At 70.4% G+C, this 15,405-nt stretch carries 17 protein-coding genes; 9 read left to right on the plus strand and 8 right to left on the minus strand.

Going from position 1 to position 15,405, the window contains the following annotated elements:
• Window positions 1–51: 51 nt before the first annotated feature.
• From LR269_RS08950 to LR269_RS08965, 4 genes are all read right to left on the minus strand, one after another.
• Window positions 52–903 carry a trypsin-like serine protease gene (locus LR269_RS08950; RefSeq protein WP_231430391.1) on the minus strand — a complete coding sequence of 284 codons (852 nt, stop codon included), beginning with the start codon at window positions 901–903 and terminating at the stop codon, window positions 52–54.
• A 105-nt stretch (window positions 904–1,008) separates the two neighbouring features.
• Window positions 1,009–1,743 carry an ABC transporter permease gene (locus tag LR269_RS08955; RefSeq protein WP_231430392.1) on the minus strand — a complete coding sequence of 245 codons (735 nt, stop codon included), beginning with the start codon at window positions 1,741–1,743 and terminating at the stop codon, window positions 1,009–1,011.
• Window positions 1,740–2,579: an ABC transporter ATP-binding protein gene (locus LR269_RS08960; protein ID WP_231430393.1), complete on the minus strand. Its 840-nt coding sequence runs from the start codon at window positions 2,577–2,579 to the stop codon at window positions 1,740–1,742. Before LR269_RS08960 ends, LR269_RS08955 begins: the two co-directional genes overlap by 4 nt.
• Before the next feature lie 32 nt (window positions 2,580–2,611).
• Complete coding sequence (locus LR269_RS08965; RefSeq protein ID WP_231430394.1) at window positions 2,612–3,229, minus strand: TetR family transcriptional regulator; 618 nt, start codon at window positions 3,227–3,229, stop codon at window positions 2,612–2,614.
• A gap of 187 nt (window positions 3,230–3,416) precedes the next feature.
• On the opposite strand from LR269_RS08965, the gene LR269_RS08970 reads away from it, so the two are divergent.
• Both LR269_RS08970 and LR269_RS08975 read left to right on the plus strand, forming a co-directional pair.
• Window positions 3,417–3,983 carry a LemA family protein gene (locus LR269_RS08970; protein ID WP_231430395.1) on the plus strand — a complete coding sequence of 189 codons (567 nt, stop codon included), beginning with the start codon at window positions 3,417–3,419 and terminating at the stop codon, window positions 3,981–3,983.
• 9 nt (window positions 3,984–3,992) lie between these two features.
• Window positions 3,993–4,868 (plus strand): M48 family metalloprotease, encoded by an 876-nt coding sequence (locus LR269_RS08975; protein ID WP_231430396.1) that lies wholly within the window; start codon window positions 3,993–3,995, stop codon window positions 4,866–4,868.
• Here the strand turns inward: LR269_RS08975 and LR269_RS08980 are convergent.
• Window positions 4,865–6,094 carry a winged helix-turn-helix domain-containing protein gene (locus tag LR269_RS08980; protein WP_231430397.1) on the minus strand — a complete coding sequence of 410 codons (1,230 nt, stop codon included), beginning with the start codon at window positions 6,092–6,094 and terminating at the stop codon, window positions 4,865–4,867. The genes LR269_RS08975 and LR269_RS08980 overlap by 4 nt on opposite strands.
• A 100-nt stretch (window positions 6,095–6,194) precedes the next feature.
• Here LR269_RS08980 and LR269_RS08985 point away from each other — a divergent pair, with 100 nt between their 5' ends.
• On the plus strand, window positions 6,195–7,439 hold the full coding sequence (locus LR269_RS08985; protein ID WP_231430398.1) for an AI-2E family transporter: 1,245 nt from the start codon (window positions 6,195–6,197) through the stop codon (window positions 7,437–7,439).
• A complete protein-coding gene (ilvA, locus tag LR269_RS08990) occupies window positions 7,436–8,683 on the plus strand; it encodes a threonine ammonia-lyase (protein WP_231430399.1) in 1,248 nt (415 codons plus the stop codon). Before LR269_RS08985 ends, ilvA begins: the two co-directional genes overlap by 4 nt.
• A gap of 152 nt (window positions 8,684–8,835) precedes the next feature.
• Here ilvA and greA read toward each other — a convergent pair whose 3' ends face one another.
• On the minus strand, window positions 8,836–9,327 hold the full coding sequence (greA, locus tag LR269_RS08995) for a transcription elongation factor GreA (protein WP_231430401.1): 492 nt from the start codon (window positions 9,325–9,327) through the stop codon (window positions 8,836–8,838).
• A gap of 115 nt (window positions 9,328–9,442) precedes the next feature.
• Complete coding sequence (locus LR269_RS09000; protein ID WP_231430402.1) at window positions 9,443–9,841, minus strand: DUF4307 domain-containing protein; 399 nt, start codon at window positions 9,839–9,841, stop codon at window positions 9,443–9,445.
• An 87-nt stretch (window positions 9,842–9,928) separates the two neighbouring features.
• On the opposite strand from LR269_RS09000, the gene LR269_RS09005 reads away from it, so the two are divergent.
• Window positions 9,929–10,246: a hypothetical protein gene (locus tag LR269_RS09005; protein ID WP_231430404.1), complete on the plus strand. Its 318-nt coding sequence runs from the start codon at window positions 9,929–9,931 to the stop codon at window positions 10,244–10,246.
• Between the two features lie 59 nt (window positions 10,247–10,305).
• On the opposite strand, the gene LR269_RS09010 is transcribed toward LR269_RS09005, so the two are convergent.
• Window positions 10,306–11,109 carry a hemolysin III family protein gene (locus LR269_RS09010; RefSeq protein WP_308191636.1) on the minus strand — a complete coding sequence of 268 codons (804 nt, stop codon included), beginning with the start codon at window positions 11,107–11,109 and terminating at the stop codon, window positions 10,306–10,308.
• A gap of 72 nt (window positions 11,110–11,181) precedes the next feature.
• Between LR269_RS09010 and LR269_RS09015 the strand changes: the two genes are divergently transcribed.
• The 4 genes from LR269_RS09015 (at window position 11,182) to LR269_RS09030 (ending at window position 15,283) form a co-directional block, all read left to right on the plus strand.
• Window positions 11,182–11,967 (plus strand): isoprenyl transferase, encoded by a 786-nt coding sequence (locus LR269_RS09015; RefSeq protein ID WP_231430405.1) that lies wholly within the window; start codon window positions 11,182–11,184, stop codon window positions 11,965–11,967.
• 79 nt (window positions 11,968–12,046) lie between these two features.
• Entirely contained in the window at window positions 12,047–13,165 is a 1,119-nt protein-coding gene (locus LR269_RS09020) for an aminotransferase class V-fold PLP-dependent enzyme (protein ID WP_231430406.1), read from the plus strand.
• Between the two features lie 211 nt (window positions 13,166–13,376).
• Window positions 13,377–14,780, plus strand: a complete 1,404-nt coding sequence (locus LR269_RS09025) for a PhoH family protein (protein WP_231432299.1) — start codon at window positions 13,377–13,379, stop codon at window positions 14,778–14,780.
• A gap of 110 nt (window positions 14,781–14,890) precedes the next feature.
• A complete protein-coding gene (locus LR269_RS09030) occupies window positions 14,891–15,283 on the plus strand; it encodes a nuclear transport factor 2 family protein (RefSeq protein WP_231430407.1) in 393 nt (130 codons plus the stop codon).
• Window positions 15,284–15,405: the final 122 nt, after the last annotated feature.

Raw genomic sequence — 15,405 nt, forward strand, 5'->3', positions numbered from 1 at the left:
CAGCGAGGGCGGGTGCCGTTCGGCACCCGCCCTCACCGGTCGAAGCGTCGGTCAGAGACCGAACTCCGCGAGCCACTCGTCGACGACGGGGATCTCGACGCGCTGGTAGCCACCGAGGTACCGGCAGTTCGAGGTGTAGCCGTAGCTCGTCACCGCGACGAGCTCGCCGTCGAGGAAGACCGGCCCGCCCGAGTCGCCGAAGCAGGTGCCGCCCGTGCCCCACGGGTCCTTCTCGTTGCCGTTGGTCTGCAGGATCTGCGGCGTGAGCTTCTGCCCGGGCATGTCGACGTACCGGCGCAGGATCGGGTAGCTCTCGGGCTCGGGCTTCATGTTGTCGCCCTCCTGCCGCACCTCGGTGCCGTAGCCGACCGCCGTGAACAGCGTCTTCGACAGTGCCCGCTGCGCGATGCCGTCGAGCGTGCCGGTCTCCGCGATCTGCGGGTAGCCGTCGCCGTGCGAGGCCACCGGCTCGTCGAGCACGATCACGCCCACGTCGTTCCAGTTCTTCGTGTCGGTGAAGTCGGAGTACTGCGGATGCGTGTACGCCGTGCCCGAGAGGTAGCCCGCGTCGGCGAGCTCGTCGGCCGTGTAACCCACGGCCGGGTCGGCGGCGGTCGGGAGGAAACTCGGAGGAGCGTCGTCGAGGAAGGTGTCGAACGTCACGAGCGTCTTGCCGAGTGTGCCGAGCGTGCAGTGCGCCGCCGTGATGACGACCGTCGGCGACACGAGCGTCGCGCTGCAGCGGTAGCGGCCGGTGCTGTCGTAGAACGCGATCAGCCCGACATCGGGGTGGAGCTCGCCGTCGGCGGAGCCGCCGGTCGACGCTTGGGCGGGGGCGGCACCGACGGCGAGGCCGCAGACGGTGGCGAGGGCCGCGAGGGCCGCGAACAGTTTCTTGCGCATCGCTCACTTCCGGTCGAGGGACAACGGTGTGACGATCATGCTCCCCCGGCGATGTCGTTGTCGAGAGACGCGCTCGAAAGTGGGGAGACGCGCGTGAGAACCGCGTCAGGGCGTTCGTCGACGCAGCGTGATCGAGCCGACCACGATGGAGCCGACGATCCATGCTGCGATCGCGAGGATCCTCACCATGATCCACTCGGTCGACTCACTGTCGGCGGCGACCGCCTGGAGTGCGTCGATCGCGTAGCTGAGCGGCAGCCAGTCGCTGATCTCTTCGAGCCCTGCGGGAAGCTGGTCGCGCGGGATGAAGATGCCGCCGAGCAGGATCTGCGGGAAGACGATGAGCGGCATGAACTGCACGACCTGGAACTCGGTGCGCGCGAACGCGCTCGCGAGCAGCCCGAGCGCGGTGCCGAGCAGCGCGTCGGCGACCGCGACCGCGAACAGCAGCCAGATCGACCCCTCGATCTCGAGACCGCACACCCAGACGGCGAACGACACGACGATCGCGGTCTGCGCGACGGCGAGCAGGCCGAAGGCGAGCGCGTAGCCGAGAATGAAGTCGCCCTTGCCGAGCGGCATCGCCAGCAGCCGTTCGAGCGTGCCGCTGCGACGCTCGCGCAGCGTCGCGATGCTCGTCACGAGGAACATCACGATGAACGGGAACAGCGCGATCATCGCGGGGCCGATGTCGGCGAACACGTCGGTGTCGACGAAGATCCACGCGACGAGGCCGATGAGCAGGCTGGGCACGACGAGCAGCAGCGCGATCGTGCGGTGATCGTGCCGGATCTGACCGAGCACCCGGCCGGTGGTCGCGAGGGTCCGTGCGGGCGTCATCGCGGTTCCTCCTCGTGACGGCCGTGCGCACCGCTCTGCTCGTCGTCGAGCGACCTCAGGTCGGGCTCGCCTCGATCGATGAGCCGGAGGAACGCCGTCTCGACGTCGTCGGTGCCCGTGACCTCGAGCACGCCCTGCACCGTGTCGTCGGCGAGCAGCGCGCCGTCGCGCATCAGCAGCAGCCGGTCGCACCGCTTCGCCTCGTCCATCACATGGCTCGAGACCAGGAGCGTCGTGCCCTCGTCGGCGAGGTTCCGGAACATTCCCCAGAGGTCGACCCGGAGCACCGGGTCGAGCCCGACGGTCGGCTCGTCGAGCACGAGCAGCTCGGGGCTGCCGAGCAGGGCGGCGGCGAGCGAGACGCGACCGCGCTGCCCGCCCGACAGCGAGCCGACGAGCCGATCGGCGACCGGACGCAGATCCGTGCGGTCGATGACCCGGTCGGCGTCGCCCGCCGGCGCGCCGAGCACCCGGCGGAAGTACGAGATGTTCTGCCGCACGGTGAGGTCGTCGTAGACGCTCGCCTGCTGCGTGACGTAGCCGACCCGGCGTCGCAGTTCCCGACTGCCGGCCGGGCGGCCGAGCACCTCGATTCGTCCCGACTTCACGACCTGTGCGCCCACGATCGAGCGCATCAGCGTCGTCTTGCCACTGCCGCTCGGGCCGAGCAGCCCCACGATCATGCCGCTCGGCACCGCAAGGGACAGGCCGTCGAGCACCGCGGCACCACCGCGCACGACGTGGAGGTCCTCGGCGACGACCGCCGCCCCCGATCCCGCGATCGCGTGGGCGCCCCGGTGCGGGGGCGGTGACGAGGCATCCGAGCTATTCACCATGTGCTGAATAATTCGCCTGCGCGGGTGCCCTGTCAAGACCCCGGAGGACGTCCGGTCAGGTGCCATTGCACCGACGGGCCGACACGGGCGACGAGCTCGTCGGTCGGCAGCGACGCGACCGGCTCGAACTCGAGCACGTAGCGCACCATGATGACGCCCACGAGCTGTGACGCGGCGAGTTCGGCGCGGAGCTCGGCGTCGGGTTCGTCGAGGTGCTCCGCGATGCGGTGCATGATCTCGCGTCGCAGGAACTCGCGGAGCATCCGCGACACCGGTCCCTGGCCGATCGCCGATCGCAGGGCGGCCACCGCGGCCGGGCGCACCGTCGCCGAGTCCCACGCGGTGACCACTGCGCGCACGAGCCGGTCGCCCAGGCCGTCGAGCGGGCCGTCGAGCGCGCCGGCGACGAGGCGGTCGGGTTGCAGCGGCACCTCGACGACCTCGGTGACGAGGTGCTGCTTGTCGTCGAAGTAGTGGTGCACGAGCGCGGGATCGACGCCGGCGCGACGGGCGATCGCCCGCATCGACGCCGCTTCGTAGCCGCGCTCGCCGAACTCCTCGGTCGCGGCGGCGAGGATGCGCGCCCTGGTGTCACCCGATTTCGCGCCGCGGGGGCGACCCGGGCGCCGTCGGGGGATGCGCTCCGTCACACCCAGAGCCTAACCCCGGGGGCCGGCTCGGGGTGCTCCGTCACACGCTGTGCCTCTCCGGTGCCCCGCCCCGGAGCCCGCCGCGGGGTTCCTCCGAGTCTCATGGGAAGGCCGTTCCGCGACGAGACCGATCGGTAGGATTGTTCACGCCCCAGTTCTGCCGCCGAATGCGCTAGGAGTCCGTGCCATGGAATGGCTCATCCCCGTCATCATCGTCGTCGCACTCGTGGTGATCATCGGCATCTACCTCTGGGCCACCTACAACTCGCTCGTCACCCTCAACGTCCGCGTCGACGAGGCGTGGAGCGACATCACCGTGCAGCTCAAGCGCCGGGCCGACCTGATCCCGAACCTCATCGAGGCGGTCAAGGGCTACGCGGCGCACGAGAAGGGCGTGTTCGAGTCCGTCACGCAGGCACGCGCCGAGACCCTGCAGGCGCAGGGCCCCGCAGAGGCCGGCGTCGCCGAGAACCACATGCAGCAGGCGCTGAAGTCGATCTTCGCGGTCGCCGAGGCGTACCCGCAGCTGCAGGCGAGCCAGAACTTCCTGCAGCTGCAGGCCGAGCTCGTCGACACCGAAGACAAGATCCAGGCGTCGCGCCGGTTCTACAACGGCGGCGTGCGCGAGCTGAACACGAAGATCAAGGTGTTCCCGAACACCCTGTTCGTTCGGGGCCTCGGCTTCCACGAGCGCGACTTCTTCGAGGTCACCGAGGCGGCGGCGATCGCCGAGCCTCCGCGCGTCCAGTTCTGAGGGCCGGCCTTGTATCGCGCGATCGCCAGGAACAAGCGCAACACCGTCTTCATCATCCTGTTCTTCCTCGCCATCATCGGCGGGCTGGGGTGGCTGGCCGCGGTCGTCTACCAGGACCTCACGATCGTCGTCGTGACGCTCGTCGTGGCGACCGGGTACGCGCTCATCCAGTACTTCACGGCCGACCGCCAGGCGCTCTCGATGTCGGGGGCGATCGAGGTCCGGTCGAAGGCCGACCACCCGCGCCTCTGGCGCACGGTCGAGAACCTCTCGATCGCGACGGGCACGCCGATGCCGCGCGTCTACGTGATCTCGGACCCCGCGCCCAACGCGTTCGCGACCGGCCGCGACCCCGAGCACGCCGTCGTCGCGGCGACGACGGGTCTCCTCGAGATCATGGACGACGCCGAGCTCGAGGGCGTCATGGCGCATGAGCTCGGGCACGTGCGCAACTACGACATCCGGCTGTCGATGATCGTGTTCGGGCTCGTGGTCGCGGTCGGCTTCATCTCCGACATGTTCGTGCGCATGGCGTTCTTCGGTCGCAACAACAACAACTCGAACCCGATCGTCATGGTGTTCGGCCTCGTTGCGATGCTCATCGCGCCGCTCGTCGCGAGCCTCGTGCAGCTCGCCGTCTCCCGACAGCGCGAGTACCTCGCCGACGCGACGGGGGCGATGACCACGCGGCATCCCGACGCCCTCGCGCGGGCCCTCGAGAAGCTCGAGGCGTACGGCCGGCCGATGCAGCGGCAGAACTCGTCGATGGCGCACCTCTGGATCGCCGACCCGCTGAAGCCGGGCGTCATGAGCCGACTCTTCGCGACCCACCCGCCGATCGCCGATCGGGTCAAGCGGCTCGAGGAGATGGGCGGCAGCTTCTAGCCGACCCCGACGAGCTGCGCAGCAGACCCGAGTTCGGCCGCGAGCGCGGGGGAGAGGTCGCCACGACCGGTGACCAGCACGTCGTCGAGACCCTGCCAGGCCGCCGCTCGGCGAAGCACGGGCACGAGCCGCGCCGCCGTGTCTGCCGGGGCATCGGGCTCGGTCCACGCGGACTGCACGCGCAGGACGCCCGCCTTGCGGTCGCTCTTGAGATCGACCCGGCCGACCACGCGATCGTCGATGAGCAACGGCAGCGAGTAGTAGCCGAACCGGCGGTCGGGCTCTGGCGTGTAGATCTCGATGCGGTAGTGGAAGTCGAACAGACGCTCGGTGCGTGGGCGGAACCACACGACCGGATCGAACGGCGACAACAGCGCGACGGTCTCGATGCGGCGCGGCCGCCGCGCATCGCGATGCAGCCAGGCCGGCGTCGCCCGGCTGCCGGTGCGCCAACCGGGTACCTCGACCGGGAGGAGCACGCCGGCAGCCTCGAGCTCGGCGATCGCCTGGCGCACCGGCGCCCGCTTCATGCGCCAGTAGTCCGCGAGATCGGCTTCGGTGGCGATGCCGTAGGCGCTGGCCGCGAGCGCGACGAGCGTGCGGACGGCCTCGTCGACGGGCGGAGACGCGTCGAGCAGCTCGGCGGGCAGCGCCTGCTCGGGCAGGGCGTAGACGCGCTCGAACCGCTGCCGGTCGACGCAGACGACGTCGCCGGTGCGGAACATCATCTCGAGGGTGCGCTTCACGTCGGACCAGCCCCACCAGGGGCCGCGCCGCACGTTCGCATCGTGCTCGATCTCGCTCGCGCGGAGCGGACCCTTCTCGGTCAGCTCGGCGCGCAGCCAGCCGGCGAGCCCGTGCTCGTCGGCCACCCAGCCGCCCCAGTCGTTGCCGGCCTGCCGGTACTCGTCGCGCCGGAACTCGAACAACGGCCACAGCTCGCGCGGGATGTACGCCGCCTGATGCGCCCAGTACTCGACCATGCGCCCGCGACGGCCAGACGTGATGCGATCGAGAAGCGACCGGTCGTAGTCGCCGACCCGGCTGAAGGCCGGCAGGTAGTGGCTGCGCTCGAACACGTTGACCGAGTCGATCTGGAGCAGGCCGAGCCGGTCGACCACGCCGTTCAGGGCGCGGGTGCCGGCGGCCTCGGGGTGCGGGCGGGAGAAGCCCTGCGCGGCCAGTGCGATGCGGCGGGCGAGGGCGGGACTGACGACGTCGACCATGGTGACACCGACGCTAGCGTCCGCCACCGACATCGGCGAGCGGCGCCCGCCCCGGGCACGGCATGCCGAGGTGCGCATACGCCGTGCCTAGACTGGATGAATGGCGGACTCGGGCGGGGCGGGACGAGGCGGACGACGCGCACGACGATGGTTCGGCTTCGGTGCTGCGCCCGAGCCGGCGGCGAAGCAGGTCCACGAACCCGCGAGCGGTGATGTCGAGTCGAGCGTGCCCTACGGCGTCCGCCTCGCCGGTGCATGGTCGTGGCGTCTGCTGCTGATCGCCGGGGTGCTCGCGGTCGTCGTCTTCCTCGTCATCCAGTTGCGGCTCATCCTGATCCCGCTCCTCGTCGCGGTGCTCCTCAGCGCCCTGCTCGTGCCCTTCTCCGCGTTCCTCCGGCGGCACGGCTGGCCGAAGTGGCTCGCGGTCGCCGTCGCGATGCTCTCCGCACTCGCCGTCGTCGGCGGACTGCTCACGCTCGGCATCTGGCAGATCGTGCGCGGGGCCGACGAACTCACCGCCCAGTCGCTCGTCGCGTGGGACGATTTCCGTGCCTGGCTCCTCGCCGGTCCGCTGCACATCACCGAGGCGCAGCTCAACGATTGGGTCGAGCAGGCCGTCACCGCGGTGCAGCAGGACATGGGCATCATCTGGAGCGGGGCGCTCTCGCTCGGATCGACGGTCGGTCATTTCCTCGCCGGCATGCTGCTCGCCCTCTTCGCCACGCTCTTCATGCTGATCGACGGCCGTGGCATCTGGAACTGGATCGTCGGCATCTTCCCACGACGGGCACGCACCGCCGTCGACGGTGCCGGCCAGGCCGGCTGGGAGACGCTGCAGAACTTCGTCCGCGTGCAGATCCTCGTCGCGACGATCGACGCGATCGGCATCGGACTCGGTGCGTTCTTCCTCGGGCTGCCGCTCGCCATCCCGATCGCCATCCTCGTGTTCCTCGGGTCGTTCATCCCGATCGTCGGCGCCGTCGTCACGGGTGCACTCGCGGTGTTCGTCGCGCTCGTGTACAGCGGCTTCTGGCCGGCCGTGATCATGCTCGGCATCGTGCTGCTCGTGCAGCAGATCGAGGGGCACGTGCTGCAACCGCTCATCATGGGCACCGCGGTCAAGGTGCATCCGCTGGGCGTCGTCGTCGCAGTCGCGACCGGGTCGTTCCTCGCGGGCATCCCTGGCGCGCTCTTCGCGGTGCCGGTCGCGGCGGTCGTCAACGTGATGATCCTGTACATCTCGAGCGGCGACTGGAAGGACGACGCCCCGCCGTCGACCGTCGCCGTGCGTTCGCCGCTGTGGCGCACCGTCCCGCAGCGTCCCGGCTTCCAGCGAGGAGAATGAACGAGTTGAACCACACGATCGCCGGCCCCGCGCTCGCCGACTTCGAGGCCGCCCGTGACATCGTCGCCCGCGTCGCCCGCACGACGCCGATGGAGTCCTCCCGCTACCTGGAGCGGGTGCTCGGCGCGCCCGTGCGCCTCAAGTGCGAGAACCTGCAGCGCACGGGTTCGTACAAGCTGCGCGGCGCCTACCACCGCATGTCCTCGCTGACGCCGGAGGAGCGAGCGCGCGGCGTCGTCGCCGCCTCGGCCGGCAACCACGCCCAAGGCGTCGCATTCGCCGCACGCGAGCTCGGCATCCGCGCCACGATCTTCATGCCGGTCGGCGTCGCCCTGCCGAAGCTCGAGGCGACGAAGGCCTACGGCGCCGACGTCGTGCTCGCGGGAGCCTCGGTCGGCGAGACGCTCGAAGCGGCAGCCGCCTTCGCGGCGGAGACCGGTGCGGTCGTGATCCCGCCCTTCGACCACGTCGACGTCGTCACGGGTCAGGGCACCCTCGGGCTCGAGATCCTCGACCAGGCGCCCGACGCCACGACGATCGTCGTGCCGATCGGCGGCGGCGGCCTCGCCGCCGGTATCGCGAGTGCGGCCAAGCAGCGGGCCGCGGCGGAGGGGCGCAGCATCCGGATCATCGGCGTCCAGTCCGAGAACGCGGCGCCGTACGTCGCCTCGCTCGCGGCGGGGGCTCCGCAGACGGTGCCGGTCGTGCCGACCATCGCCGACGGCATCGCCGTCTACCGGCCCGGCGAACTCAACTTCGAGATCATCCGCGACGCGGTCGACGAGGTCGTCACCGTCACCGAGGACGACATCGCTCGCGCACTGCTCGTGCTGCTCGAGCGCGCGAAGCTCGTCGTCGAACCCGCCGGTGCCGTCGCCGTCGCCGCGATCATGAAGGGGGCCGTGCCGAACGACGGCCCGGTGGTCGCGGTGCTCTCGGGCGGCAACATCGACCCGCTGCTCATGCAGCGCGTCATCGCGCACGGGCTCGCCGCCTCCGGCCGCTACCTCACGGTCCGCGTCGGCCTTCCCGACCGGCCCGGCCAGCTCGTGCGCGTCGCCGAGCTGCTCGCGGGTTCGCATGCGAACGTCGTCGAGGTGCTGCACACGCGCCACGGCCGCGGCATGCAGATCTCCGAGGTCGAGATCGACATCTCGGTCGAGACGCGCGGGCCCGAGCATCGCGCCGAGGTCGTCGAAGTCCTGCGCCGTGCCGGCTACGAACCGGTCGTGCTCGACGACTGAGCAGCCGCCGTCTCAGGAGACCGGCGCGGAATCAGGACGATCCTCGTGGTCTCGTCCTGAACAGCTCCTGAACCGGTGCTGCTCGCCGCCGAGACGCGAAGAGCGGATGCCTCCGAGGCATCCGCTCTTCGCGCTGGACCGGTCGCGGGCGACTACTGGCCGCCCCAGGTGTCGACGCTCGTGATCTCCACGGCGATCTCGCGACCGTTGGGCGCGGTGTAGCTCGTCTTCTCGCCGACCTTGAGGCCGAGGATGGCGGCGCCGAGCGGCGACTGCTCGCTCCACACGTCGAGCTCGGAATCACCGGCGATCTCACGGCTGCCGATGAGGAACGTCTCTTCGTCGCCGGCGATCACGGCGGTGATGACGGTGCCCGACTCGACGATGCCCTTCGACGCGGGCGCCTCGCCGACCTCGGCGGTCTTCAGCAGCTCCTTGAGCTGGCGGATCCGGGCCTCGATCTTGCCCTGCTCGTCCTTCGCAGCGTGGTAGCCGCCGTTCTCCTTGAGGTCGCCCTCTTCGCGGGCCGCCTCGATGCGCTTCGCGATCTCCTCGCGACCGGTCGTCGAGAGCTGCTCGAGCTCGCCCGCGAGTCGGTCGTAGGCGTCCTGGGTGAGCCAGGTGACAGTGGCGTCCTGCGCCATGATGCACACTCCTGTGTCGGGATACCCGGTGCGGTCCCCCTCGCGGGCATGGAGCCCGCGAAGCCGCGCCGGATAGACGTGTCGCCCCGACATGGGTCGGGGCGAATGACCCATGTTAGGTGAGCCAGCAGCGGTAAATCAAACCGGTGTTCGCCTCCTGCGCCGTGCGAACGGTCTCGGTGAGCGCGCGGATGTGCTCGGTCGACGGCGGCACGATGATCGTCTTCCAGCCGACGATGGCGAAGTCGGCGTTGAGGGCCTGCACGATGCAAGCGGTCTCGTTGCCGGGCGGGACCGAGAGGTTCCAGCTCACCTCGACCGCGCGCTCCTCGTTCATGAGCCGGTGGCCGGTGTCGGTGACCTCGACCTGCGGCTTCGAGCCGTCGAGGCCGGCCCAGACGACCCACGCGACGATCACGACGGCGACCGCGACGGCTCCGGCGATGAGCAGGAACCGATCACGCGAGCGGTTGCGGCGCGTGCGGCCGTACCGTTCGTCGAGCGACGTGGTCACGGGGCTCCTTCGGAGGTGGATCGACTAGGCTGCATCAAGCCTAAACCCGCCCCCTGAGGGCAGGATCCATCCCCGAAAGGCTGGCCGATGCTCGTCGACTCCGTCCGTTCCCTGCTGTCCTCGGCGACGCTGGTCCTCGCCGACGGCAAGGAGGAGTTCGACCCCGACACGGTCACCCCCGGCGTATGGGGCTTCGTCGTCACGTTCCTCGTGATGGTGGCGGTGCTGCTGCTCGTCCTCGACATGGTCCGCCGCATCCGCCGCACCAACTACCGCGCGCAGGTGCGCGCGCAGATCGACGCCGAGAACGAGGCGGCGGCACGCGACGCGGAGCTCGCCGAGTTCGGCGAGGGCGACGACCGGCCGGATGCCTCGGGCGAGGCGCCCGACCGCCCGACCGAGTAGCTCGGGGCGGGTCTCGACGCGGTCCTTCGTCGCGACTGGCCACCGGACGCCGGCGTCGATCAGCCCACGTGGTAGACCGGTGCCATCGCGATGAGCAGCGTCGCGGTCCAGTGGCACATGAAGGCGAGCACCGTGCACACGTGGAAGATCTCGTGGAAGCCGAAGACGCCGGGCCACGGGTTCGGCCTCTTCAGGCCGTAGACGACCGCGCCGACCGTGTAGAGCAGGCCGCCGACGATGACGAGCACCATCATCGCGACGTTCGCCGCGAGCAGGTCGCCGAGGTACATCACCGCGGCCCAGCCGAGCAGCAGGTAGAGCGGAACGTACAGCCAGCGCGGCGCATGGATCCAGAACACCCGGAACCCGATGCCGAGCAGGGCCCCGCCCCACACGATCGCGAGCAGCAGCCAGCCCTTCGCCGGCGGGAGGGCGAGGATGGCGAGCGGCGTGTAGGTGCCCGCGATCAGCAGGAAGATGTTCGCGTGGTCGATGCGCTTGAGCACGACCTTCGTCTTCGGCTTCCAGTTGAAGCGGTGGTACAGCGCCGAGTTGCCGAACAGCAGCATCGACGTCAGCATGAACACGGCCGAGGCCCATTTCGCGGGCGCACCCTGCGCGAGGCAGATGAGCACGATGCCCGCCGCGATGGCGACGGGGAAGGTGCCGGCGTGGATCCACCCCCGCCACGTCGGCTTCACCTCGACCGCGTGGTTCAACGAGTCGTCCAGCAGCGGGATGTTCGGCAGGTCGGGGCCGTGCTCCTCGCGTGACACCGCGAGGTCGCCCGGGTCGTCGGGAGCCACGGGCCGCGCGAACTCGTCTGCGAGATCCGCGGGGTCGTGGTGGCGCTCAGGGGTCATGGTCACAGCGTAGGGCCTGCCCCATCACGGTCCGCTGTGAGTTCGAGGAGGGTGAGGGGGTAGCGTAGTGCCGTGCAGACGAGCGATCAGCCCCTCGGTCGCGGGATCCTCTACCGGCTCTACCAGAACCGGCTCCGTCGCGGACTCGACCCCGCCGGCCTGCCCCGCCACGTCGCGATGATCATCGACGGCAACCGTCGCTGGGCGAAGCAGCTCGGCTATCGCACGGCGGCCGACGGGCACCGGGCGGGCGCCGCGAAGATGCGGGAGTTCCTCGAGTGGTGCGACGACCTCGGCATCTCGACCGTCACGCTCTACCTGCTCTCGAGCGACAACCTCGGCAACCGCCCCGGCGACGAGCTCTCGGACCTCTTCGAGATCATCGCCGACCTCGCTGAGGAGCTCAGTCACTACCGGGACTGGCGCGTGCAGCACGTCGGCAGCGACACGGGGCTGCCCGGGCCGCTCGTCGCCGCGCTCGACGCCGCCGAGCACCGCACGGCCGACAAGCACGGCCTGCACGTCAACCTCGCGGTCGGCTACGGCGGCCGCAAGGAGATCACCGACGCCATGCGCTCGATCGTCGCTGCGCACCACGCCGAGGGTCGCAGCCTCGAAGACCTGGCCGAGCGGCTCACGCCCGACCTCATCGGCGAGCACCTCTACACGGGCGGCCAGCCCGACCCCGACCTCGTGATCCGCACCTCGGGCGAGCAGCGGCTCAGCGACTTCATGCTCTGGCAGTCGGCGCACTCCGAGTTCTACTTCGTCGAGGCGCTCGGCCCCGACCTGCGCAAGGTCGACTTCCTCCGGGCGCTCCGCGACTACGCGAAACGCCATCGCCGATTCGGCGGCTGACCACCCGTTCTCGCGGCGGCGCGCTGCGAGGCATCCACCCGTTCTGTCATGATGATCGACGGAGAAGGGGGCACGCAACGTGACCATCGACGATTTCACCGCCGGCTTCACCGAGGAGCCGGGGTACCTCGACTACGGCCGCGTGGGGCCGCTCTCGACGGCCGCCGCGGAGGAGACCCTCGCATTCACCCAGGTGCTGCAGCGCGCCCGGCACGGCAGCCTCGACGCATTCGGCGAGCAGGACTCGCGCGTGCGCGCGGCCGCCTCGGCGCTGACCGGTTTCCCGGTCGACCAGATCGCGTTCGAGCCGAACGCGACGACCGGCCTCATGCACGCCATGTTCGGGCTCACCGGGGGAGTGCTGCTGTCGGCCGAGGAGTTCCCGAGCCTGCCCATCGCCGCCGTGCGTGCGCAGGAGGCGCTGCACACGGTCCAGCCGGTGTGGCTCGAGACCGACCACGGCAAGGTGACGCCGGGGCAGATCCGCGAACAGCTCGAGCAGGGCGTCGTCGCCGTCGCGGTGAGCCTCGTCGACTCGCGCACCGGCTACCTCTGCGACATCGAGGGCGTCCGGCAGGTGATCGGCGACCGACTGCTCATCGTCGACGCGATCCAGGGCTTCGGCATCGTCGACGCCCCCTGGGAGGCGGCCGACGTCGTCGTCACGGGCGGGCAGAAGTGGTGCCGTGCGGGCTGGGGCACCGGCATCCTGGCGCTCTCCGACCGGGCTCTCGAGCGACTCACGCCCGTCTTCTCCGGATTCAGCGCGACCGAGGAGGCCGAGCCGTGGGGCCATGTGCCCCCGCCGGCGCCCGACGCCCGCGCCTACCGGGTCTCGAACCCCGACCCGCTCGCGCAGGCGCGCCTCGCGGCCGCGCTCGAGGAGATCGCCGACGTGACCGTGCCGGTGATCAACGCCGCCGTCGCCGATCGGGTGAGCCGGGTGATCGAGCTCGCCGACGAGTACGCCATTCCCGTGGCGTCGTCGCGCGACGAGCAGGAGCGCGCGGGCATCGTCGTGCTCGAACCGCCGGCAGACCAGGTCACGGTGCTCACCGCCTCGCTGCACAACCACGGTGTGACGGCGACGACCAGGCTCGGGACGGTGCGGCTCTCGATCCACGCCGCGACGAGCGAGGAGACGCTCGAGATGCTGCGGGGCGCGTTCGTCTCGTACTCGACGGCCGCCTCCTACTGAGGCCGGTCACCGCGCACGATCGGGATGCCTCGGCGCCGGCGCCGAGGCATCCGCCGTCCGAAGGTGAACACGACATGACGATGCGCGTGTCGCTTCCGCGGATCCAGCGGGCCGGACGTAGGTTCGGCTCAACGGGTAGATCACCCGTTCGGGTCGGCCACCGGAACCGACTTCGGGAGGGATCGGCGGCAGGCGCGTGAACCGGGCAGGAATGCTCGGGGCGGGAGCGGTTGTGGCGTCATCGGTTACTCCTGATTCGGTCGGTCGTTCGGACGTTCGCGCGGGGGAGCGCGACGCAGCGGAGCCCCGCGAGGGCGTTGCACAGGCCGAGCGCACGTACGTGCTCGACACGTCGGTGCTGCTCAGCGATCCGCGCGCACTCTTCAACTTCGCCGAACACGCGGTGGTGCTGCCCGTCGTGGTCATCACCGAGCTCGAGGCGAAGCGCAACGACCCCGAGATCGGGTACTTCGCGCGGCAGTCGCTGCGCATCCTCGACGAGTTGCGCGTCGCGCACGAGCGGCTCGACTTCCCGATCCCCGTGGGCGACGGCGGTTCGCTCAGGGTCGAGCTCAACCACTCGAATCCGAAGGTGCTGCCGTCGGGGCTCCAACTCGGCGACAACGACTCGCGGATCCTCGCCTGCGCGGCGAACCTGCAGCAGGACGGCGTGCCGGTGACGGTCGTCTCGAAGGACCTGCCGCTGCGCGTGAAGGCCGCATCGATCGGCCTCGACGCGCAGGAGTACCGGCACGAGCTCGCGCTCGACTCGGGCTGGACCGGCATGGCCGAGCTCTCGCTCGGCTCGAACGACATGGCGAAGCTCTACGAGCACGAGTCGATGATCACGCGCGAGGTGGAAGGGCTGCCGGTCAACACGGGCCTCGTCATCCACTCCGACCGGGGCTCGGCACTCGGCCGCGTCGTGGGCGACGGCGAGGTGAAGCTCGTGCGCGGCGACCGCGAGGTCTTCGGCCTGCACGGCCGGTCGGCCGAGCAGCGCCTCGCGATCGACCTGCTGCTCGACCCCGAGATCGGCATCCTCTCGCTCGGCGGCCGGGCAGGCACCGGCAAGTCGGCGCTCGCGCTGTGCGCCGGGCTCGAGATGGTGCTCGAGCGCCAGCAGCACAAGAAGATCATGGTGTTCCGCCCGCTCTACGCCGTCGGCGGCCAGGAGCTCGGGTACCTGCCGGGCGACCAGGGCGAGAAGATGAATCCCTGGGGCCAGGCGGTGTTCGACACCCTCGGCTCGGTCGTCTCCGACAACGTGCTCGACGAGGTCGTCGACCGGGGCATCCTCGAGGTGCTGCCGCTCACGCACATCCGCGGACGATCGCTGCACGACGCCTTCGTGATCGTCGACGAGGCGCAGTCGCTCGAGCGCAACGTGCTGCTCACGGTGCTCAGCCGTATCGGCCAGAACTCGCGGGTCGTGCTCACCCACGACGTCGCCCAGCGCGACAACCTGCGCGTCGGCCGGCACGACGGCATCGCGAGCGTCATCGAGACGCTGAAGGACCACCCGCTGTTCGCGCACATCACGCTCACGCGCAGCGAGCGGTCGGCGATCGCGGCGCTGGTGTCGGAACTGCTCGACGGGGCCGAGCTGGCGTAGCGGGGCTCGCTCGGCGGGGCGGCGCACCGGGCCTCCCCGGGCGCTGGACCGCGGGCGTGGAAGCCGATGCCGCAGTGCGCGATGTCGGTGGAAGGCGGCACGATATCGGCATGCCTGCAGACAGCGCGCCCGCGAACGTGATCCGAGCCCTCTGGACGAGGATGCAGGCCAGGGACTGGCCGGCTGTGCGCGCACTGCTCGCCGACGAGCTCGTCGTCGAGTGGTTCGCCTCGCTCGAGCGCATCGTCGGCCCCGAGAACTTCGTCGCCGTCAATGCCGAATACCCCGAGGGGTGGTCGATCCGCATCATCTCGATCGTCGCCGACGGCGACCGGGTCGTCTCCGAGGTCGAGGTGCCGCACGAGGGCGTCGGCGTGTTCCGTGCCGCCTCCTTCTGGCGCGTGCGCGAGGGGCTGATCGTCGAGGGTCGCGAGTACTGGACGACGCGCGGCGGCGACGCGGCGCCCGAGTGGCGACGTCATCTGGTCGAGGCGATCGCCTGAGTCGTGACCGGCTCGCCGGCCCAGAGATCGAGCCGCGGCCAGCTCCGCCCCTGGGGGCGCCGCCCGACGCGCGTCGAGCTGTCTCGCACCTGCCCAAGACGACGGATGCCTCGTGCCGGCAG

This window comes from Agromyces sp. S2-1-8 (genome assembly GCF_021129215.1).
GTDB lineage: Bacteria > Actinomycetota > Actinomycetes > Actinomycetales > Microbacteriaceae > Agromyces > Agromyces chromiiresistens.